Raw genomic sequence first — 19,112 nt, 5'->3', positions numbered from 1 at the left:
GCCCTTTTCCCCCATCACAGCTGACGGAGCCCGGACATGTTAAAGAGCATGCGCAAGAACGGCCTTATTCTGGCGATGTTCGCGCTCGGCTGTACCGCGCTGGTGGTACTGACCAACGAGTTGACCAAGGATAAAATCGCCCACCAGCAGCAGCTGGAGAAGCAGCAGACCCTCTCGGTATTGCTGCCAGAGGGGAGCTATGACAACGATCTGGTGGCCAGCTGCAAGCAGGTGACCAGCAGGAAGTATCTCGGCAGCGATCAGCCGCAGGCCCTCTATACCGCCAGCAAGAATGGCGTGGTGACCGGCTATGCATTGGAGGCGATCGCGCCGGATGGCTACAGCGGGGCGATCCGCATCGTGGCGGGTTTTGATGCCAAGGGCACCATCACTGCCGTGCGCGTGCTCGCTCACAACGAGACCCCGGGCCTGGGTGACAAGATCGAGCTGAAGAAATCGGACTGGATCAACAGCTTTGCCGGAAAATTCCTGACCCATGACAACGAACCCCAGTGGGCGGTGAAGAAGGATGGCGGCGAGTTCGATGCCTTTACCGGCGCCACCATCACCCCGCGAGCCGTGGTCAAGGCGGTGAAGAACCTGCTTAAACTGCAGCAGGAGCAACCCGAACTGCTCAGCAACGCCCCGGCTTGTCCGGCGGCGAACTAACGGAGTCGAGCCATCATGAACCAGATGGAACAGATTGAAACGGGCGCAACCCCGATTGCCGAGCTGGAAAGCCGCAAAGGCGAGCTCAAGGAGCTGATGAGTCAGGGGCTGTGGAAGAACAACCCCTCGCTGGTGCAGGTGCTGGGGCTCTGCCCGACCCTCGCCGTCTCCTCTACCTTTACCAATGCGCTGGGGCTGGGCCTTGCCACCATGGCGGTGCTGGTCTGCTCCAACCTCGCCGTCTCGCTGGTGCGCAACTGGGTGCCGAAGGATATTCGCATCCCGGTCTATGTGATGATCATCGCCTCGCTGGTGACCAGCGTGCAGCTGCTGATGAACGCCTACACCTATGGCCTCTATCAGGCGCTCGGCATCTTTATCGCCCTCATCGTCACCAACTGCGTCATCATCGGCCGCGCCGAGGCCTATGCCTCCAAGAACCCTCCGCTGCTGGCGGCCCTCGATGGCCTGATGATGGGCCTTGGCTTTACCCTGGTGCTGCTGGTACTGGGCGGCATGCGCGAGATCATCGGCATGGGCACCCTGTTTGATGGCGCCGAGCTGCTGCTGGGCGAGTGGGCCAAATCCCTGCGTATCGAGCTGTTCCACGCCGATGCCAGCCTGCTGCTGGCGATTTTGCCGCCGGGCGGCTTTATCGGGCTGGGGCTGTTGATCGCTGCCAAGAACGCCATCAACGACTGGCGTGATCGCAAACAGGCCGCTACCGTCGCCCACTGCAACGTTGCCCCGGCTCGCGTCCGGGCGACCGAGCTATGATCGGACGCCTAGCATGAACAACCAGAAACGCAGAGAGATCCTCGAGCGGCTGCGGGAAAACAACCCGCGCCCCACCACAGAGCTCAATTTCAACTCGCCGTTTGAACTCCTGATCGCCGTGCTGCTCTCGGCGCAGGCGACCGATGTCAGCGTCAACAAGGCGACCGACAAGCTCTATCCGGTGGCCAACACCCCGCAGGCGATGCTGGAGCTCGGGGTGGACGGGCTCAAGGAGTACATCAAGACCATTGGCCTCTTCAACACCAAGGCCGAGAACGTCATCAAGACCTGCGCCATCTTGCTGGAGCGCCACGGTGGCGAGGTACCGGAGAATCGCGAAGCGCTGGAAGCCCTGCCCGGCGTCGGCCGCAAGACCGCCAACGTGGTGCTCAACACCGCCTTTGGCTGGCCCACCATCGCCGTCGATACCCATATCTTCCGGGTATCCAACCGCACCGGCTTTGCGGTGGGCAAGAACGTGGATCAGGTGGAAGAGAAGCTGCTTAAAGTGGTACCCGCCGAGTTCAAGCTGGATGTCCACCACTGGCTCATCCTGCACGGGCGTTACACCTGTCTGGCTCGCAAGCCCCGTTGTGGTTCCTGTATCATCGAGGATCTGTGCGAGTACAAAGAGAAGGTCTATCCCGAGAACTGATAGCCTCGCAACCGAGATTGAAAGCAGTACACATCACCAACCCGGAGAACTGAGCAATGAGAATTCTGCATACCATGCTGCGTGTCGGCGATCTGCAACGCTCCATCGACTTCTACACCCGCGTCCTTGGCATGAAGCTGCTGCGCAAGAGCGAGAACAGCGAGTACAAGTACACCCTGGCTTTCGTCGGTTACGGTGACGAGAAAGATGAAGCGGTGATCGAGCTGACCTACAACTGGGGGGTGAGCGAGTACGAACTGGGCTCAGCCTATGGCCACATCGCGCTGGAAGCGGACGACATCTACGCCACTTGCGACGCACTGCGCGCCGCCGGTGCCAAGATCACCCGCGAACCGGGCCCGGTCAAGGGTGGTACCACCGTCATCGCCTTCGTCGAAGATCCGGACGGTTACAAGATTGAACTGATCGCCAAGAAAGATGCCGGTACTGGCCTCGGTGACAGCTTCTAAGCTACCCGACTCCCGCTGCGAATGGCAGGATCAAAAAAGAGCGCAGATGCGCTCTTTTTTATGCCTCTCTGACCAGGGACGGCGCTAGATCTCGCCATTGCGCCCCATGCTGATCACCACCCGCCGGTTCTTGGCACGACCCTGCTCCGTTTCGTTGGAGGCAACGTGCTGCTTCTCGCCATGCCCCTCCACCGAGATCTTGCCAGGATCGATCCCCAGATCGACAAACACCTTCTTGATGGCATCGGCCCGCTTCTCGGAGAGTTTCAGGTTCGGCCAGCGGCCGCCGTAGCTGTCGCTGTAGGCATCGATCACCACCACATCAATGCTCTTGTCCGCCTTGATAAACTCGCTGATCATCGCCAGCCGCCGCTTGGAAGGGATGGAGAGTTGATCGCTGTTTTTGTCGTAGGTAAGCACGCTAAAGGCGATGTCATTGAAGCTGTAGGGCAAGAGCCCGCTCAGACAGTCTATAAAGGCCTGATATTTAACCCGAAAGTTAACCGACGAGAGGGACACTCGCACCGCGCGGTTCTGGCGATACCAGTCCCGATACTGGAAAGTGGGCATCCGCCCCCCCTCCAGCTCGTCGAGCATGGTCCAGGCGGTTTGCCCCTCCACCAGCCCATCGAACTGCTGATAGAAGCGCAGCTGACTTACTTCTCGCCCGGCAATCCCCGGGCGCCATACCGGCGGCATGATGCCAAGGCTCACCGTCTGGGTCTGGGCCTGTGGCCGCTTGCCCTTGAGCTCGAAGTCGAGGTTGATCTTGCGACCGGCGCGGCTGACAAAGGCCCCCGTTCCCCAATTGGGAATAGGATGCTCGAGGCGACACTCAATCTGGGTATCGGAGGTCAAACGCCAGACGGATTGATCCAGACCGGCACCAAATTCGGTGACCCCAGCCTGTAACTGCATACTCACGGATATGCTGACCAACCCCAACACCCAAGCGTTCAATTGCTTGTCCTCCACACGATCTCACAAGAGATATCGGCGGCAAGAGGCCAAGCTTTAGCGACAAACTGCAAAGGCGTGCCGTTGGTGTGGCAAAAGCTTGCCCCCAAGCGGCAACCGACCGCAAGCGGCGCTTATTCCCCCCTCTTAGCTCCGTGCCAACCGGCAGGAAGCTCGCTACAGTAAAGCCAGGGCAATCAGACGCCGCTTATCGGGAACCACACTCATGCACCGCTCTTGCTTCTCTTTATTGCAGATGTTGTTGCCAATGCTGCTGGCGCTATCCGGCAGCACCGTCAAAGCTGCAACACAGGATCAGGAGTGGGCACAGGAGCGCGCCAATGCGGTGCTTTCGCTGATGACCTTCACGGTGGTGCCCGACACTCGCTGGATTTTCTCGATGGTGGACAGCTCAATATGTACGGACTGGGCGGCTCGCTGATGCTCGACTACGAGCTCTTTTCAAAGACGCAGGATATCGATATCGAAGTGCGCTACTCCTACCAGCACCTGCAGAGCTTTGGCGGTACCTCGACCAGCGTCCGTGGTCACGCCGAGGCGGAGAACCTCGGTCTCTATCTGCGCCGCCGGGCCCCGCTGTTTGACTGGACACTGCTCGACAGACCGGTGCGCTATGTACTGGAGGGGCCCATACCGCATATCTGGGGGAACAGCGGGGGTTGCTTGGCTTTGACTCCCTCAACTCTATCGGCGCCGGTCTGGAGCTGGACAGCAGCAAATACGACATCATAGTCACCCGCCCCCGGCTGGTTGCCCGCTATATGTTCAGCCACAACACCAGCGGTTATTCCATCGGGTTGGCCATGAGTTTCTAAGTCGTTATATTTTCCTGCCACGAGTGGGCAATCCTCTGGGAAAGTACAGCAACACTCCGGATAATTATTTCCGTATTGATGGAGGATTTATTGATCTGCCCCCTTTCATATTTCTCACGACCCAGTCATATCAGGTAAAAATATCTTCCTGCTAGTAGGCTAATTTCCCCCTCGCACACCGAATATTGGAGTTTTTTGTCTGTGTATTTACGGCGCGCAATGGCTGATTGGTCCTGTGATGTCGCCAGCCTGTGCCCGCTTACAACAGAAAAAAACCAAACGCCCGACATCACAGACCGATGGCCAACTTTATCGATGCCCAGAAGGAACCAGCCCGGAGGTCCCCCATCTTTTGCACAGTGACTTAAACCGCACCTAACACATTGTTTTAAATGATTTATAGTTTTTCATATTTTATGAACCCAATTAATCCTGTTTTATTTTACTTACATCACCCGACTGCTAAATTTGGCGTCATCCCGGCAGGACGAGGCGCACTGAAACGCTTGACTGCGGGCTACCGATAACAGGTGTGCAATGAGCACAGAAATAACGTTCAGGCATAGCAACCGTTATTTTGGTGACATCACACTTGCTGATCCTTGTTGATTTGAGGTTATCTGATGAAAAAAACGCTGCTTGCTCTCTCTGTATTGGTCATAACCGGAACCGCATATGCAGGGGTGCCTGATTTATCCGCCAGCTGTCCTGGACATATTAATCTTCGCGTCGAAGATGGCACGGCTTATATCAATAACCAGCAAATTCCACTTAAAAAAGTGAATTCAAATTTCTACGAGGCGAGCAAGGGGCGCACCACCCTCTCCATGGTGAAAAATGGCGACTGGGGCATCACCTATTTTGTCAAAAATGGCGACAGCGGCGCCTGCCAGATCAATGACGATGAGAACGATGACGACGGCGATGATGATGAGAGCGCCAGTAGCAGTGCCTACAACGGCAGCACTGCACAAACCAAGGTTGCCGAGAACGCCTGCATGAACGCCGTTGCCAGAAAAGCGGGCGTCAGCCGCAGCAAACTGACCCTCGACTATGTGGCCGACTCCCAGGCGGGGATGATGATTGATATCAAGGGGCCCCATGACCGGCTCTGGCACTGCCTCACCGACGCCCGCGGCCATATTTCTGGCATCAATCAGGACTGATTTCGAGCCACGGCTCAGCGGGGCCCACACCGACCGTGGGGGCTCCACCCCTTATCCATTGCAATTATTTGATACAGGTAAATGAAGATGAAATCCAAACAGACTCTGCTCAATGTCACCCTCGGTTGCCTGCTGGCGGTCGGTATCTCCGGCTGTGCCGTGGCCAAAACCCATCACGGCCACAAGACCCATGCCCAAGCGCACGCTCAGGAAGGGGCCGTGCAGTATGGCGACGAGAGCCCGTGGGCTGGCAACTATAAGGCGGTCACTGACGATGGCCGCACCGTGGCCGAAATTCACGTCGATACCACAGGGGAGACCTATATCGATGGCAATCAGGTCAAACCAAGCCACAGCGGCAGCGACTACCTGAAATTCAAGCAGGAGACCATCACTTACACCCTGCGCAAAAGCGGCGCCAGCTGGAAAGACAGCGATGCCGGCACCAGCGGCCGCATCCTGTTCGATTGATAACCCCGACACCGGCCTTGCCAGACACCAAGCCCCGCCAAGGGGCTTTTTTACACCTGCAAAATACTATCAGCCTCTGCATGACCACCAACGAGAAAGTAGCACGTCGCAAACTCAGCCTGCTAGAGCTCGCCAAAGAGCTCAATAACGTTAGTAAAGCCTGCAAGCTCATTGGCTACAGCCGCCAGCAGTTCTACGAAATTCGCCGTAATTACCAGACCTATGGCGCCGAGGGCTTGCTCGACAAATTGCCGGGCTGTAAAGGGGCTCATCCCAATCGGGTTGTGCCCGAGATTGAACAGGCCATCCTCGATTACTCCCCCACCAGACCAAATCATGGCCCGCTGCGGGTCGTGCAAGAGCTGGCTCTGCAAGGCATCAATGTCAGGGCGGGCGGTGCGTGGCGTGTGGCAACGGCACGACTTGCTCTCCAAACACGACCGTTTGTTGCGCCTTGAGAAAACTCACCGTGAGCAGACCATTGAGCTCAATGACGAACAAATTCGCCTGTTAGAACGCTTCAGCCCCGAGTTTCGCGAACGCCAGATTGAGGTTCACTACACCGGGGAACTGGTGGCGGTCGACACCTTCTTCGTCGGCGCGCTCAAGGGGGTTGGTAAGGTGTATCTGCAAACAGTGCTGGACTGCTACAGTCGCCACGCCTGGGGACGGCTCTACACCAGCAAGCTGCCGGTGACCTCGGTTCATGTGCTCAATGAAACGGTACTGCCGTTTTTCGAAGCCCACGAGGCTCGGGTCTATAGCATCCTGTCGGATAACGGGCGCGAGTTCTGTGGGCGCCCTGACCACCATCCCTACGAGCTGTTCCTGCAACTGGAGGGGATTGAGCACCGAACCACCAAGGTGCGCAGGTCGCAGAGCAACGGCTTTATCGAACGGCCACATCAAGGCAGGATGATGGAGGGTCAAACCCCCTACAACATGTTCAAGAAGGGTCTGAAATTGATACCGAAGGAAGTGCGCTCTAAAGTAGCGTAAACAAAACACCGGTTTGAGGCCGGAGTCAGGTGATAACTAGATCTGTACAAATTAACCGAGACCGGCAATTTGCCAACTATCACTAGAAATTACAATCCGGCGATTCACCAGAACTCCGTTACGCAATAGCAATGCAGCCAAAAAGAAAATGGCCGAGATATCATCTCGGCCATTCGTTGCTTGGTCAAAGACTCAAGCCAGGATATTACTCATGTGCAACTTATTAGAAGTTGTACTGCAGAGCAACAGTCCACTCGTCGTCTTGCTTGTCGATGCCCTGGATCTTGTACTCGGTGTAAGCTTTCAGCTTCGGAGTGAAGGCATACTGAACACCCAGCAGGGTCTCGTCAACCAGATCCTTGTAAGTAGAACCGGCAGCTTGAGCGTTAGCCTTGCCTTCTTTGAAGTTGTAGCCAGCCAGGAAGGTCCAAGCGTCTACGTTGTAAGAAGCAGCCAGCTCGTAACCACGGCCGTCATCTTTCATGCCCAGGCTCTTGTTCTTCACTTCGCCTTCAGTGTAAACACCAGCGAAGTAGAAACCATTGATGGCGTAGTGCGCGCCCACAGCCCACTCGTCTTTCTTACCAGTCTGACCATTAACTTTGTTTTGCAGGTCGGAGTAGGCATAACCGGCATTGAAGCCCAGACCGAAGTCAAAGTCATAACCAGCAGCTACGCCGTAAGCTTTCTTACGCTTAACGTCTTTACCCCAAATAGCGTCTTCTTTGATCTTCTGACCAACGTCAGTGATTTTGACCGCTACGTCATCGTTGGTTTGGTAGGAAACTTTACCTTTGAAACCACCGAAGGTGTTGGAGTAGATGATTTGACCTTCTTGACGACCGTCATAGAAGTTACCGGCATCGCCCCACTCGTTGAAAATATCGGTCGGCTCGAGTACGTCGTAGAAAGCAGTGTCGGTCTGACCGAAGATGATTTTACCGTACTGGGAACCATCAAAACCGGCATAGATGTGACGCGGATCGATGTCGCTGGTGTTGCTACCAGAGTTTTCAGCAGCTACTTGCCACTCGGTTTTAGCAATGGCAGACCAGGTGTTGTTCAGAGCTACTTTACCAGACCAGCCCAGACGGGTTGCACCAACCAGTTCTGCTGATTTGTCGTTAGCTTCGCCGTAGTAGTTAGCCTGTACACGGCCGTATACGTCGAAAGTGGTGCCGTCTTTGTCATAGATCACTGCGGCGTTAGCGGCGGATGCAAACAGAGCCGGAATAGCAATAGCCAGAATTGTCTTTTTCATAGTTTCCAATGCCTACTGTAATTAAACACTAAGTTGTTGTTATTCCCTGTGTTAGCGATGTTCTTTGCATCACTATGCCGCCGAGACTAGCACCGGATTTTTTGAACCGCAATGAAAAAACTTGGAACTTTTTACGGAAACCATAGTCATGGAGGCAAAAATGTGAGCCAAGTCTCACCTGACGGCAAGGCAAAAGGAAAACGTTTACAATGAATCCTGCTGATTATTTGGACTCAAATAGTCTATTTTGCATGCAAATAACGCTAACTACCTGATAAACAACCAAAGTGGTCTGATCAGCGTAAAACAGCCGTGATAATGGCAGTTGCCTCGACCTCACCAAGGGGTTGCGGGTATCCTTGTCCTTCGATTAACCCCTAACTGGCCTTCTCTTCATGCTCTCTACTCGCCTTAAAGCCACCATTCGTCAAACCTATCGCCAGATTTCGGATGGATTACCCGGTTTTGTGCCGCGCAAAGAGCAGAACTTTCTGGTGGCAGAGATAGCCAAAACCCTGACCGGCGAGTACGACAAGCAGCGCCGGATCCTGGTGGCCGAAGCGGGCACCGGTATCGGCAAATCCCTCTCCTATGCGCAGGGTGCCATCCCGGTGGCGCGGCTCACCCAGAAGAAGCTGGTGATCTCTACCGCCACCGTGGCCCTGCAAGAGCAGCTGATCCACAAAGACCTTCCTTTTTACCACCGCCACAGCGAGCTGCCGTTTCGCTTTATGCTGGTCAAGGGGCGTCAGCGCTACTGTTGCGAGCATCTGCTGGAGCAGGCAGCCAGTGGCGCCGAGATGGCCAACTTCGAGCTCGACTTTGGCAGTCTGAGCAAATCCAAACCATCTGACAGCGACAAAGATCGCTACCAGGCTCTGTGGCAGGCCTACACCAATGGCAAGTGGGACGGGGATCGGGACAACTGGCCGGAGCCCATTCCCGACACTTGCTGGGATCGCATCGCCGCCGACCGCCACACCTGCAACAAGGCGCTGAGCCATCACCAGCACTGCCCCTTTCATCGCGCCCGCAACGACATGGAGAGCGCCGATGTGCTGGTCGTCAACCATGCGCTGCTGCTCTCCGATCTCACCATGGGCGGAGGCATCATTCTGCCGCCCCCTGATGAGTGCATCTATGTGCTGGATGAGGCCCATCACCTGCCCACCATCGCCCGGGATCACGGCGCGGCGTCGGCCAGCGTCAAAGGCTCACGTCGCTGGCTGGAGAAGCTGGTACAAAGTGCAGGCAAGCTGGCGCGGACTCTTAATAAGGAGAGCCTGCTCGACCCCCAACTCAAACTGCAGGATGCGCTGGCCTCCATCCAGCCCGACCTGAAGGCGGTCGAGCAGTGGCTCAGCGCCAACGATCGGCTGTTTGGCAGTGAACCTCACTACCGCTTCGCCGAAGGGGTACTGCCGGATCCCCTGCCCATGCAGGCAGAGAACCTCAAGGAGTCGAGCAAGAAGGCTCTGCGGGCGCTGGATCGGATGCAAGGGGCCATAGGTGAAGCGCTGAAAGATGGCGAGATCCGCCGCAAGGAGGCCGAACCTCTGCTGGCAGAGAGCGGTTTTCATCTGCAACGGCTGGAGAGTTTCTGCGCCCTCTGGGAGATGCTGGGGCGCCATGTGCCGACCGGCAAAACCCCGCTCGCCCGCTGGATGGCCAAGAGCGATGACGGCGATATCTGGCTGCACGCCTCACCGATTGAGGTAGGCTATCTGCTGGAAGAGTGGCTCTGGTCGAAATGTCTGGGGGCCGTACTGGTCTCCGCGACCCTCACCGCCCTCTCTTCCTTTAGTTATTTTCGCCATCAGGTGGGGCTCAAGGAGCACGACGGTACCCGCTATCTGCGCCTGCGCTCCCCCTTTGACTATCAGAAAGCCGAGCTCTATCTGCCCAAGATGGAGCACGAACCCAACTCGCCGGCCTTTACCAACGAACTCATCAGCGTGCTGCCACGCATTTTGGCGGGCAAGGAGGCGAGTCTGGTGCTCTTCTCCTCCTACCGCCAGATGAATGAGGTGGCTGTTGGCTTGCGAGCCAAGGGACTGTCATTGCTGGTGCAGGGGGAAGCCTCCCGCAATGCCCTGCTCACCCTGCACAAACAAAAGTGCGATGGCGGTCAGGCCAGCATTCTGTTTGGTACCGGCAGCTTCTCGGAGGGGCTGGATCTGCCGGGTCACTACCTCACCAATCTGGTGATCACCAAGCTCCCCTTTGCGGTGCCCAACTCACCGGTCGAGGAGGCTACCGCCGAATGGGTGGAGCAGCGAGGGGGGAACCCGTTTCTGCAACTGACGGTGCCGGAGGCCTCCCGCAAACTGATCCAGGCCTGTGGTCGCCTCATTCGCAAAGAGGCCGATCGGGGGCGAGTCACCATTCTGGACCGCCGCCTGCTGACCAAACGTTATGGCAAGGGGTTGCTTGATGCCCTCCCCCCGTTCACACGTCGGATCGAATAAATATGTCAGCCTCTATTGATAAACAAACTGACAGCAGCGCAAACGTTGACCACCAGAAAGAGCCATTGCCGCAGTAGACCAAACCTGTAAAAATGAGCCCCTGTTTTCAGTGGGCAATCGCCTGACTGTTCAAGGAGATGAAATGAAACTGACTGTTCTGGTACCGGCGCTGGCTGGTCTGTTGTGGGCCGGTAGCGCCCTTGCTGATGCCCAATTGGAAGTGACCACCCCGTATGTCGTCCAGCTGATCGATGGTCAATCCATCAACCCCAAGCTGCTCGACAAAACCAGCACCTTCCCCCTCTCTGCCGGCAAACACCAGTTGGTCGTCGCCTTTGAAGGCAACTACTCCAGCCGTAACGAAATCAAGCTGGTCACCGCCGAGCCGCTGGTGCTGAACTTCACCGCCGCCGACAATCAGCAGCTGGTGCTGGACTACAAAAAGCCCCGCAACGAAGCCGAAGCCAAGCAGTTTGTCAAAGATCAAAAAGTGGCGCTGAAAGACAAGGTCAGTGGTCAGCAAGTGAGCAGCGAACAGTTCGTGATGCCGAAAGTAGAGGGCTTCCAGCTGACCCGTGACTATCAGCAAGAGCTGATCAACATGGGTAAAGCCTTCAACCAGCCTAAAGCAGTGGCCGTCTCTTCTGCTGCCGTGATGGCTGCCGCCAGCGCACCGGTTCAGGTTGCCCCCAGCAAGGCTCAAAGCAATCCGGAAGCGCTGACCCAGTTGCAAAACTGGTACAACAAGGCAGATGCGGAAACCCGCAAAGCCTTCCAGATCTGGGTTATCCAGCAGCAATAAGCCGGGCTGAGAGATTGACTGAAAGGGGAGCCAAGCTCCCCTTTTCCATATCTTGCGGTCTCACTCACGACGCGTCTTGATTTATGCGCTGCCACTTCCCTTTTATATAGGGAGTACATATATGGATTCATCTGCTGATTTCATATATAGAAAGCGCCACCTTGCCAGGGAGAATGGCACCATGTCGTTGCGCATTTTCTATCACCCCCTCTACTCCTCCCTGACGCTACCCGAGCGCCATCGCTTCCCGCTGGCCAAGTATCAAGGGCTGTTTGAACGCCTGCAGGTGCAGGGTTACCCCCTTGGCGAAGCGCCCTCCGCTACCCGGGAGCAAATCTGTCGCATTCACGATGCCGATTATGTCGCAGCGGCCCTGAGCGGCCAGCTGGAAGATCGCGCCATCCGCAAGATCGGTTTTCCCTGGTCACCCATGCTGATAGAGCGCACCTTGCGCTCGGTGGGTGCCACCGTTGCCGCCAGCCGCCATGCGCTTGAGCAGGGATGTGGCTTGCAGATCTCCGGCGGCTATCACCACGCCCATCGGGATCACGGCAGCGGTTTTTGCCTGTTCAACGATTTGGTGATTGCGGCGCAGGCTTGCCTCGACGAGGGGCACTGTGAACAGGTGCTGATCGTCGATCTCGATGTGCATCAGGGGGATGGCAGTGCGGCCCTGTGCGCCGGACGGCGCGATATCATCACCCTCTCCCTCCATGGGGAGCACAACTTTCCCCATCACAAAGCCACCTCTCACCTCGACTTTCCGCTGCCAAGCGGCATGACGGACGATGCCTATCTCACCACACTGCAACAGGCACTCTCACTGGCACTGCGGCTCTATTCGCCGGATCTCATCCTCTATCAGGCGGGCGTCGATGTGCATCATGCCGACGAGCTTGGTTATCTCTCCCTGAGCGATGAAGGGGTTCGCCTGCGCGATGCCATGGTATTTGACTGTGCAATCAAGCATGGGTTGCCTGTCGCCGCTCTGCCCGGTGGCGGCTATCGCCGCGACTGGCAACAGCTGATCCCGCTTCATATGTCGCTGTTTGAAATAGCGCGTCACCGTTTTGGCTGATGGCATGGCTTTATAGCGCGGACACCCCATCAGAAGTGGGCGGGCACTTCACCAGATAGAACAGAAGAGGCGACCCCTGGGGTCGCCTCTTCGTGTTTCGTCATCTGGGTCACACAAGCTCGCTCGTTGTCAGGCAAGCTCGGGACGCCTGAGGATGACTATTTCTGACGCTTGCGGGCGTACTTGCGACGGGCGCGGGCCTGACGCTCCTCTTCCCGCTCGGCCTTCTCTTTGGCTTTTTGCTCGGCTTCTGCGGCGGCTTCGACAATCTCGACGCTCACCATCTCCGGCGTCTCCAGCGAGATGCGGCCAAGCAAACCGGAGCGGAACTCGTTGATCAGGATCTCGGACGCCTTGTGTAAGTCGGCCAGCCCCCCTTTGCGCATAAACGCTCGCTGGCGGGCGATCATCTCCAGCAGCTCGATCTCGGTCTCGGGCAGCTCGTCAATCTGGTAGCGCGCCTTGATCCGCTCCGGATAGGCCTTGATGAAGTAGTCAGCGGCGAACATGGCGATATCGGCATAGTCGAACACAGTGTCTTTGATGGCCGCGGTGATGGCCAGACGATAACCGCAGGAGGGCGGGTTGAGCTTGGGCCAGAGGAAACCCGGGGTATCGGTCAGGATAACGTTGTTATCCAGCTTGATCCGCTGCTGGGACTTGGTCACCCCCGCCTCGTTGCCGGTACGGGCGATGATGCGCCCCGCCAGGGTATTGATCAGAGTGGACTTGCCCACGTTGGGGATCCCCATGATCATCGCCCGCACGCCGCGCAGCTCAAAGTTGCGCTCCGGCAGCATTTCGTGGCAGAGGGTCAGCAGTTGCTTGATCTTCTCCGGCTCTTGTTGCGTCAGCGGCAGCGCCTTGATCCCCTTCTCTTTTTCCATGTGCGCCACCCACAGATCGGTGATCGCCGGATCGGCCAGGTCCGCCTTGTTCAGCACCTTGATCACCGGGGTATCACCACGCAGCTCGGGCACCAGCGGGTTTTCGCTGGAGAAGGGGATGCGGGCATCGAGCATCTCGATGATCACATCGACCTGGGGCATGACCTCGGCAATCTCTTTGCGGGCCTTGTGCATGTGACCGGGGAACCAGTTGATGGACATATCCGTTACTCTCTGTGGGGGCTGCGGGCGCGCGCATGGAACAACAGGCGCGCTGCCGCGGGCATCGAACGAAGGGGGCGCATTTTACCTGCTGCGGGCCTCTTTTGACAGGTCATTCTAACCATCACCTCATCAAATCAGCAAACCGCCGAGGCGGAGCAACCTTGCCGGAAGCGACCGGGCCAACTGGCTCAATTGACAGATAACACATTGATATAGTGTAACATTTTCATCACTTTTTCACACAACCGTCACCGATAGTCAGTAAAAGTGTCATCTGCCCCCTCTAGGCTGCGCTCAGGTTTTACAAGGAGCGAACCCCAATGAGAAAAATGGCAGGACTTGCAGTGATGATCGGCGCCGCCCTGGCTGCCGGCTGCAAATCAGACAATGACACGGTGGCGACCAAGCCCGCAGCCCAACCCACCAACGTCATCTTCTTCCTCGGTGACGGCATGGGCCTCAACACCCTGACGGCGGCCCGCATCTACGGTGTCGGCGAAGAGGGTGATCTCACCATCGATACCCTGCCAGAGACGGCCTTTATCAAGACCTTCTCCCACGATGCCCAGGTCACTGACTCGGCCCCCTCCATGGCGGCCTACATGACCGGGGTCAAGAGCAACAACGGCGTCATCAGCATGGACGGCGACGCCACCTATGAGAGCGACTGCAGCAAGAGCGCCGGCAAGCCGGTGACAACCCTGCTGGAGCTGGCCAAAGCCGATGGCCGCGGTACCGGCGTGGTGACCAGTACCCGGGTGACCCACGCCACCCCGGCGGCAACCTATGCCCATATCTGCAACCGGGATCTGGAGGCGGATATCGCCGTGCAGCTGGTACCGGGCGGCAAAGGCTACAACAGCGCCCTCAAGGAGGGGCTGGATGTGGTGCTCGGTGGCGGCAGCAGCTTCTTCCTGCCCAAAGCCGACAAGGGCAAGCGGGAAGATGGCCGCAACCTCATCAGCGAAATGCAGGCCAAGGGCTACCAGTTTGCCAGCAATCTGGATGAGCTGAACAAGGCCGATACGGGCAAGCCGCTGCTGGGCCTGTTTGGTTCCAGCCACATGAAATATGACCTGGACCGTCCCGCCAGCGAGCCGTCACTGGCCCAGATGACCCTGGCCGCCATCAAGCAGCTCAAGGGCAAGGAGAAGGGTTACTTCCTGATGGTGGAAGGGGGTCGCATCGACCACGCCCTGCACGACACCAACGCCAAGCGGGCGCTGCAGGACACCATCGCCTTCGACAACGCCATCAAGGCCGCCATCGACGAGGTGAAAAAGAGCGACCCCGAGCTGAAAAACACCCTGATCGTGGTCACCGCCGACCACGACCATACGCTCGTGCTCAACGGCTATGCCAAGCGCACCGGCAAGACCACCGCCGACAATCCCGGCGTACTCGGGCTGGTCAAGAACTACGAGACTGGCGAGCCAAGCAAGGATAGCGAGGGCATGCCCTACACCATCATAGGTTTTGGCAACGGCTACAACCGGGTAGATGGCCCGCGCAGCAGCGTCGCCCCGCTCGACGACGCCACCGTCTCCGCCAATGACTACCACCAGGAAGTGGTGGTCAAGGTAGGCGAGATCGGCAACGAGACCCACGGCGGTACAGATGTCTTCCTCGGCGCCATCGGCAAGGGGGCTGACAGCTTCCATGGCTCACTCGATAACACCGCCGTGTTCGGCAAGATCAAGGCTGCGGCCAAGCTGTAAGGAGCACTTTCATGAGCAAACAGATGAACACATCCATCAAGCACACGCTGGTCTGCGCCGCCCTGTTCAGTGCGCTGGGCGCAACCTCCCAGGCACAGGCCGGTGATGCCAAAAACGTCATTCTCTTTATCGGTGATGGCATGGGCCCCACCGTGCTCACCGCCACCCGCCTGTTCAAGGTGGGGGAAGAGGGCAATCTGGAGATGATGAAACTGCCGCGCAGTGCCCGCATCAAGACCTTCTCCAACGATGCCCAGACCACCGACTCGGCCCCCTCCATGGCGGCCTACACCACCGGGGTCAAGATGAACAACGAGGTGATCGCCATGAGCAGCGACACCAAAGCCGTCGCCCCCGGCAAAGACGTCAATGGCAACAAAACCGTCAACAATTGCAGCAGCGATAACGGCAAGCCGGTGCCCACCATCCTGGAGCTGGCCAAGGCGGCAGGCAAATCGGTCGGGGCCGTCACAACTACCGAGCTGACCCACGCTACCCCGGCGGCTACCTACGCCCACATCTGCCATCGGGATGCCGCTTATGACATCGCCGCACAGGCCGTTCCTGGGGGCGCTGGCTATAACAGTGCCCTCAAGGATGGGGTCGATGTGCTGATGGGCGGTGGTGCCAACCACTGGACCCCCTACAGCGCCAACAACAAGGGCGGTCGCAATGACAACCGCGACCTGACCGCCGAGATGAAGGCGCAGGGATACAGCTATGTCACCACCCAAAGTGAACTGGCCAAGGTCACCAGTGGCAAGGTGCTCGGTCTGTTCAGCAGCAAATCCCACCTCGACTACGAGCTGGATCGGGTCGCCAAAGGGGCTGCCAATACCCAGCCGTCCCTCTCCGAAATGACCGCCAAGGCGATCGACCTGCTGAGCAAGAACAATCAGGGTTATTTCCTGATAGTAGAAGGCGGCCGGATCGATCATGCCTTGCACGGCACCAACGCCAAGCGCTCGCTCACCGACGCGGTGGCTCTGGATGAGGCGGTCAAGACGGCGCTGGGTAAAGTGGATCTCAACAATACCCTGATCGTGGTCACCGCCGACCATGACCACACCATGACCATTAACGGCTACTCCGCCAAGGGCAATCCGGTGCTGGATCTGGTGAAAAATGGCGACGGCTCGACCCAGAACGACGTGGATGGCAAGCCCTTCACCACCCTGGTGTTCGGTAACGGCCCCAATCGTGCGGCCGTGCGCCCGGTCCTCACCAGCGATCAGGTGATGGCCAATGACTACCTGCAGGAGACCGGCGTCAAACTGACATCGGAAACCCACGGCGGCGGCGATGTGATGCTGTTTGCCGATGGCGCCGGTAGCAACCGCTTCAAAGGCACTCTGGATAACACCAAGGTGTTTGGCAAACTGCGGGAGGCGCTCGGCCTGTAAGCAGCAGGGGCCCGGGTGCATCTGAGCAATCGACTCAGCGGCCCGGGCCCCGGCTCTTTCGAGCGACAGATGATGATGCGACTTTTGCTTTCGTTATGGCTGCTTGGCAGCACCCTCGCCTTTCCCCTGCATGCTGACGACACGCCCCCGGATCTCGCCGCCCGGATCAGCTATCACGACCGGAACACCGGCAGCGATGGCATCGCCAGAGAGAGTGTCTGGCAAGAGAAGTGGCTGCGCGTGGGCAATCAGGTGTGGAGCCAGCGGCTCATTCCCCTACCCCTTGCCCGCGCCTATCACGCCACTCACGACGCCACCCCCGGCCACAAGCACTTTACCCACCAGATGGCAGCCCGCTGGGTCAGCCGCAGTGATGAGGGTGAAATTCAGCTGCGCTATGCCGACAGCTGGCACAACCAGCTGGTTGAGGTGCCGGTGGAAGAGTATGGCCAGGTGGCCTTCAAGCCCGACTGGCCGCGGATCCGCCATCTCGTCAACCCGGCGCTGCTCGAGGGAATGACCCCGCTGGATGAGGCCGCCCCCGAGCAGGCCCGCTGGTATGAAAAGCGCGAAGGGCAGCAACGAACCCGCATTCTCTGGTCGAGTCAGTGGCAGATCCCGCTGGTGGTCGAATCGGCCAGTCTCGACGGCTATCGCAGCTACCGGATGGAGGTGACCCTGCGCAAGCTGCCTGCTCAGCTCCCCTGGCAGCAACTCGCTGATTACGAAGTGCGCGATCTGCGGGATTTCTTCGACTGAGATCCCAACCTCTCAGCGGGCACAACGACAACGCAGGCAGGAATGTTACACTCTGCATATTCGACTCTGGCTCACGACCTTGATGCGCGCTCACTGCCTGCCCTTTTTTGCCCTGCTGTTATTGCTGGTACACACCGGTGCCCAGGCTATTGTGCTGGTGGCGGCCGAGTTGCCCCCCTATGTCATTCGCTCCTCTCACGGCAAACCAAGCGGTGTCGCCATCGAGATCATGGAAGAGGCCGCCCGACGCCTTAAAGAACCGCTCACCATCGAGTTGATGCCGCTGGCCCGAGCCCTCACTCAGGCTATCCACCGCAAGGATGTGCTGCTGATCCCGCCGGTACGCAGCACTCAACGGGAACACCTCTACTACTGGGTAACCCCCATACTCGATGACGATTTTGTCATCGTCAGCGATCGCCGCTTTCATCCTGCCCCCCTCAAAGTGACAGATCTCCCACCACTGCAGATCGGCACCCTGCGCTACTCCTTCGGTCAGCATCTGCTCAGACAGCGACTTAAGCTTGAAAGTGATACCGTGGCCACCGAGAAGCTCAATGCCCAGAAATTGCATCGGGGCCGTATCGATGCCTGGGTGGCCGCCTGGAACGCCATCCTCTACAACCAGCGACTTGGTGATTTGCCAACCGACCTGCTGGTACGCGGAGAAACTCTGATGCGTACCCAGTTTTATGTCGCCGCCAGCAAGGAGTTCCCCTTCACCGAGGGACGTCGCTGGCAAGCCGTAATCGACGAGATGCGCCATGATGGCACACTGGCGCGGATCATCCGTCAGTACAACTATCAGGCTCCTGAGTAGTCACTCAATCACGGTTGCCAAGGCCGGCCAGAATGGTTATGGTAGCCCCATGAAAATACTCGCTATTTCCTCGCATTTGCTCACACCCTGCTGAGCCCCCGCCTCGCTCCTTCGGCCGCGAGTCGCTTGGGGGCATGGCATTTTCAATCGATTGAACCTGTTGAATCCATTTTTGTAACACCCTGTGTGATGGCCAACCTGCACCCGCCGGTATGGGCCTATCCGCTATTGATAAGGAATATCTTATGAAACAACCACATCTGGTTATCTCCAGCCTTGATCTGGATCGTATCGAACAACTGCTCGGCAACCACCCGCAGCATCTGGCCCTGCAAGAGGAGCTGGACCGCGCCGAGATCCGCGAACCGGCCGACATGCCGCCGGACGTGGTCACCATGAACAGCAAGGTACGCTTCAAGATGCAGAGCAGCGGCAACGAGTTCTGCCTGACCCTGGTCTACCCGCGCGATGCCAAGGGCGACGAGAGCAACATCTCGGTACTGGCGCCGGTGGGCAGCGCCCTGCTCGGTCTGAAAGTGGGCGACAGCATCGCCTGGCCGGGCCCGGCCGGTCGCACCATCGAGGTCGAAATTCTGGAAGTGGTTTATCAGCCGGAGCGCGCCGGCGAGCTGCACCGCTGAGTCCCACGGGCTGGTCATCCCCCTGTTGATCAGCCCGCTTGCTCGCACTT

18 protein-coding genes and 2 pseudogenes are annotated in these 19,112 nt (G+C 57.9%); 17 read left to right on the top strand and 3 right to left on the bottom strand.

Features of this window, described 5'->3' with window-relative positions; genetic code table 11:
• Window positions 1-36 precede the first annotated feature (36 nt).
• From rsxG to gloA, 4 genes are read left to right on the top strand one after another with little or no spacing between them, the layout of a single operon-like run.
• Window positions 37-669 carry an electron transport complex subunit RsxG gene (gene rsxG, locus AB5Y86_RS16595; RefSeq protein ID WP_005359614.1) on the top strand — a complete coding sequence of 211 codons (633 nt, stop codon included), beginning with the start codon at window positions 37-39 and terminating at the stop codon, window positions 667-669.
• A gap of 24 nt (window positions 670-693) precedes the next feature.
• Window positions 694-1,446, top strand: a complete 753-nt coding sequence (locus AB5Y86_RS16590; RefSeq protein WP_040067956.1) for an electron transport complex subunit E — start codon at window positions 694-696, stop codon at window positions 1,444-1,446.
• Window positions 1,447-1,459: 13 nt separating this feature from the next.
• Entirely contained in the window at window positions 1,460-2,101 is a 642-nt protein-coding gene (gene nth, locus AB5Y86_RS16585) for an endonuclease III (RefSeq protein ID WP_368193473.1), read from the top strand.
• Between the two features lie 56 nt (window positions 2,102-2,157).
• Window positions 2,158-2,571, top strand: coding sequence for a lactoylglutathione lyase (gene gloA, locus AB5Y86_RS16580; protein ID WP_005347113.1), 414 nt, complete (start codon window positions 2,158-2,160; stop codon window positions 2,569-2,571).
• Between the two features lie 84 nt (window positions 2,572-2,655).
• Here gloA and AB5Y86_RS16575 read toward each other — a convergent pair whose 3' ends face one another.
• The gene (locus AB5Y86_RS16575) at window positions 2,656-3,531 is read right to left on the bottom strand and encodes an OmpA family protein (RefSeq protein ID WP_005337611.1); all 876 of its coding nucleotides are present in this window, start codon (window positions 3,529-3,531) and stop codon (window positions 2,656-2,658) included.
• 223 nt (window positions 3,532-3,754) lie between these two features.
• On the opposite strand from AB5Y86_RS16575, the gene AB5Y86_RS16570 reads away from it, so the two are divergent.
• The 5 genes and pseudogenes from AB5Y86_RS16570 (at window position 3,755) to AB5Y86_RS16550 (ending at window position 7,000) form a co-directional block, all read left to right on the top strand.
• Window positions 3,755-3,970: a hypothetical protein gene (locus AB5Y86_RS16570; RefSeq protein ID WP_368193617.1), complete on the top strand. Its 216-nt coding sequence runs from the start codon at window positions 3,755-3,757 to the stop codon at window positions 3,968-3,970.
• Window positions 3,913-4,364: pseudogene (locus AB5Y86_RS16565) on the top strand (hypothetical protein); the annotation flags it as partial. The gene AB5Y86_RS16570 and the pseudogene AB5Y86_RS16565, both read left to right, overlap by 58 nt.
• A 623-nt stretch (window positions 4,365-4,987) precedes the next feature.
• Window positions 4,988-5,530: a hypothetical protein gene (locus AB5Y86_RS16560; RefSeq protein ID WP_368193471.1), complete on the top strand. Its 543-nt coding sequence runs from the start codon at window positions 4,988-4,990 to the stop codon at window positions 5,528-5,530.
• Between the two features lie 87 nt (window positions 5,531-5,617).
• Window positions 5,618-6,001, top strand: a complete 384-nt coding sequence (locus AB5Y86_RS16555; protein WP_005359606.1) for a hypothetical protein — start codon at window positions 5,618-5,620, stop codon at window positions 5,999-6,001.
• Between the two features lie 80 nt (window positions 6,002-6,081).
• Window positions 6,082-7,000, top strand: a pseudogene (locus tag AB5Y86_RS16550) (DDE-type integrase/transposase/recombinase).
• Between the two features lie 223 nt (window positions 7,001-7,223).
• Here the strand turns inward: AB5Y86_RS16550 and AB5Y86_RS16545 are convergent.
• Window positions 7,224-8,261, bottom strand: a complete 1,038-nt coding sequence (locus AB5Y86_RS16545; protein ID WP_064336762.1) for a porin — start codon at window positions 8,259-8,261, stop codon at window positions 7,224-7,226.
• Between the two features lie 395 nt (window positions 8,262-8,656).
• Between AB5Y86_RS16545 and dinG the strand changes: the two genes are divergently transcribed.
• The 3 genes from dinG to AB5Y86_RS16530 all read left to right on the top strand — a co-directional run bounded on the left by dinG (window position 8,657) and on the right by AB5Y86_RS16530 (window position 12,609).
• Window positions 8,657-10,729 (top strand): ATP-dependent DNA helicase DinG, encoded by a 2,073-nt coding sequence (gene dinG, locus AB5Y86_RS16540; protein WP_368193470.1) that lies wholly within the window; start codon window positions 8,657-8,659, stop codon window positions 10,727-10,729.
• Window positions 10,730-10,871: 142 nt separating this feature from the next.
• Complete coding sequence (locus tag AB5Y86_RS16535; protein WP_042655856.1) at window positions 10,872-11,531, top strand: DUF2057 domain-containing protein; 660 nt, start codon at window positions 10,872-10,874, stop codon at window positions 11,529-11,531.
• A 181-nt stretch (window positions 11,532-11,712) separates the two neighbouring features.
• The gene (locus AB5Y86_RS16530; protein ID WP_368193469.1) at window positions 11,713-12,609 is read left to right on the top strand and encodes a histone deacetylase; all 897 of its coding nucleotides are present in this window, start codon (window positions 11,713-11,715) and stop codon (window positions 12,607-12,609) included.
• Between the two features lie 158 nt (window positions 12,610-12,767).
• Here the strand turns inward: AB5Y86_RS16530 and ylqF are convergent, their stop codons facing one another.
• On the bottom strand, window positions 12,768-13,718 hold the full coding sequence (gene ylqF / locus AB5Y86_RS16525; RefSeq protein WP_005334061.1) for a ribosome biogenesis GTPase YlqF: 951 nt from the start codon (window positions 13,716-13,718) through the stop codon (window positions 12,768-12,770).
• A 323-nt stretch (window positions 13,719-14,041) separates the two neighbouring features.
• Here ylqF and AB5Y86_RS16520 point away from each other — a divergent pair, with 323 nt between their 5' ends.
• The 5 genes from AB5Y86_RS16520 to rnk all read left to right on the top strand — a co-directional run bounded on the left by AB5Y86_RS16520 (window position 14,042) and on the right by rnk (window position 19,062).
• Window positions 14,042-15,439: an alkaline phosphatase gene (locus tag AB5Y86_RS16520; RefSeq protein ID WP_201936673.1), complete on the top strand. Its 1,398-nt coding sequence runs from the start codon at window positions 14,042-14,044 to the stop codon at window positions 15,437-15,439.
• Between the two features lie 11 nt (window positions 15,440-15,450).
• Window positions 15,451-16,842, top strand: coding sequence for an alkaline phosphatase (locus tag AB5Y86_RS16515; RefSeq protein ID WP_368193468.1), 1,392 nt, complete (start codon window positions 15,451-15,453; stop codon window positions 16,840-16,842).
• A 72-nt stretch (window positions 16,843-16,914) separates the two neighbouring features.
• A complete protein-coding gene (locus tag AB5Y86_RS16510) occupies window positions 16,915-17,601 on the top strand; it encodes a hypothetical protein (RefSeq protein ID WP_139429516.1) in 687 nt (228 codons plus the stop codon).
• Window positions 17,602-17,683: 82 nt separating this feature from the next.
• Window positions 17,684-18,421: a substrate-binding periplasmic protein gene (locus AB5Y86_RS16505; RefSeq protein ID WP_368193466.1), complete on the top strand. Its 738-nt coding sequence runs from the start codon at window positions 17,684-17,686 to the stop codon at window positions 18,419-18,421.
• Between the two features lie 245 nt (window positions 18,422-18,666).
• A complete protein-coding gene (rnk, locus tag AB5Y86_RS16500; protein ID WP_005334070.1) occupies window positions 18,667-19,062 on the top strand; it encodes a nucleoside diphosphate kinase regulator in 396 nt (131 codons plus the stop codon).
• Window positions 19,063-19,112: the final 50 nt, after the last annotated feature.

The sequence above is a fragment of the Aeromonas sp. s8 genome (genome assembly GCF_040907785.1).
Lineage (GTDB): Bacteria > Pseudomonadota > Gammaproteobacteria > Enterobacterales > Aeromonadaceae > Aeromonas > Aeromonas veronii.
This window is presented reverse-complemented; position numbering and strand designations above follow the sequence as displayed.

What these genes read in the sequence shown, in the direction of transcription:
- AB5Y86_RS16590 (WP_040067956.1), top strand. Translation starts at nt 694, where the DNA reads ATGGAACAGATTGAAACGGGCGCAACCCCGATTGCCGAGCTGGAAAGC.
- AB5Y86_RS16570 (WP_368193617.1), top strand. Translation starts at nt 3,755, where the DNA reads ATGCACCGCTCTTGCTTCTCTTTATTGCAGATGTTGTTGCCAATGCTG.
- AB5Y86_RS16560 (WP_368193471.1), top strand. Translation starts at nt 4,988, where the DNA reads ATGAAAAAAACGCTGCTTGCTCTCTCTGTATTGGTCATAACCGGAACC.
- AB5Y86_RS16520 (WP_201936673.1), top strand. Translation starts at nt 14,042, where the DNA reads ATGAGAAAAATGGCAGGACTTGCAGTGATGATCGGCGCCGCCCTGGCT.
- rnk (WP_005334070.1), top strand. Translation starts at nt 18,667, where the DNA reads ATGAAACAACCACATCTGGTTATCTCCAGCCTTGATCTGGATCGTATC.
- AB5Y86_RS16535 (WP_042655856.1), top strand. Translation starts at nt 10,872, where the DNA reads ATGAAACTGACTGTTCTGGTACCGGCGCTGGCTGGTCTGTTGTGGGCC.
- AB5Y86_RS16505 (WP_368193466.1), top strand. Translation starts at nt 17,684, where the DNA reads ATGCGCGCTCACTGCCTGCCCTTTTTTGCCCTGCTGTTATTGCTGGTA.
- AB5Y86_RS16545 (WP_064336762.1), bottom strand. Translation starts at nt 8,261, where the DNA reads ATGAAAAAGACAATTCTGGCTATTGCTATTCCGGCTCTGTTTGCATCC.
- AB5Y86_RS16515 (WP_368193468.1), top strand. Translation starts at nt 15,451, where the DNA reads ATGAGCAAACAGATGAACACATCCATCAAGCACACGCTGGTCTGCGCC.
- dinG (WP_368193470.1), top strand. Translation starts at nt 8,657, where the DNA reads ATGCTCTCTACTCGCCTTAAAGCCACCATTCGTCAAACCTATCGCCAG.
- AB5Y86_RS16555 (WP_005359606.1), top strand. Translation starts at nt 5,618, where the DNA reads ATGAAATCCAAACAGACTCTGCTCAATGTCACCCTCGGTTGCCTGCTG.
- AB5Y86_RS16530 (WP_368193469.1), top strand. Translation starts at nt 11,713, where the DNA reads ATGTCGTTGCGCATTTTCTATCACCCCCTCTACTCCTCCCTGACGCTA.
- gloA (WP_005347113.1), top strand. Translation starts at nt 2,158, where the DNA reads ATGAGAATTCTGCATACCATGCTGCGTGTCGGCGATCTGCAACGCTCC.
- AB5Y86_RS16510 (WP_139429516.1), top strand. Translation starts at nt 16,915, where the DNA reads ATGATGCGACTTTTGCTTTCGTTATGGCTGCTTGGCAGCACCCTCGCC.
- nth (WP_368193473.1), top strand. Translation starts at nt 1,460, where the DNA reads ATGAACAACCAGAAACGCAGAGAGATCCTCGAGCGGCTGCGGGAAAAC.
- rsxG (WP_005359614.1), top strand. Translation starts at nt 37, where the DNA reads ATGTTAAAGAGCATGCGCAAGAACGGCCTTATTCTGGCGATGTTCGCG.
- ylqF (WP_005334061.1), bottom strand. Translation starts at nt 13,718, where the DNA reads ATGTCCATCAACTGGTTCCCCGGTCACATGCACAAGGCCCGCAAAGAG.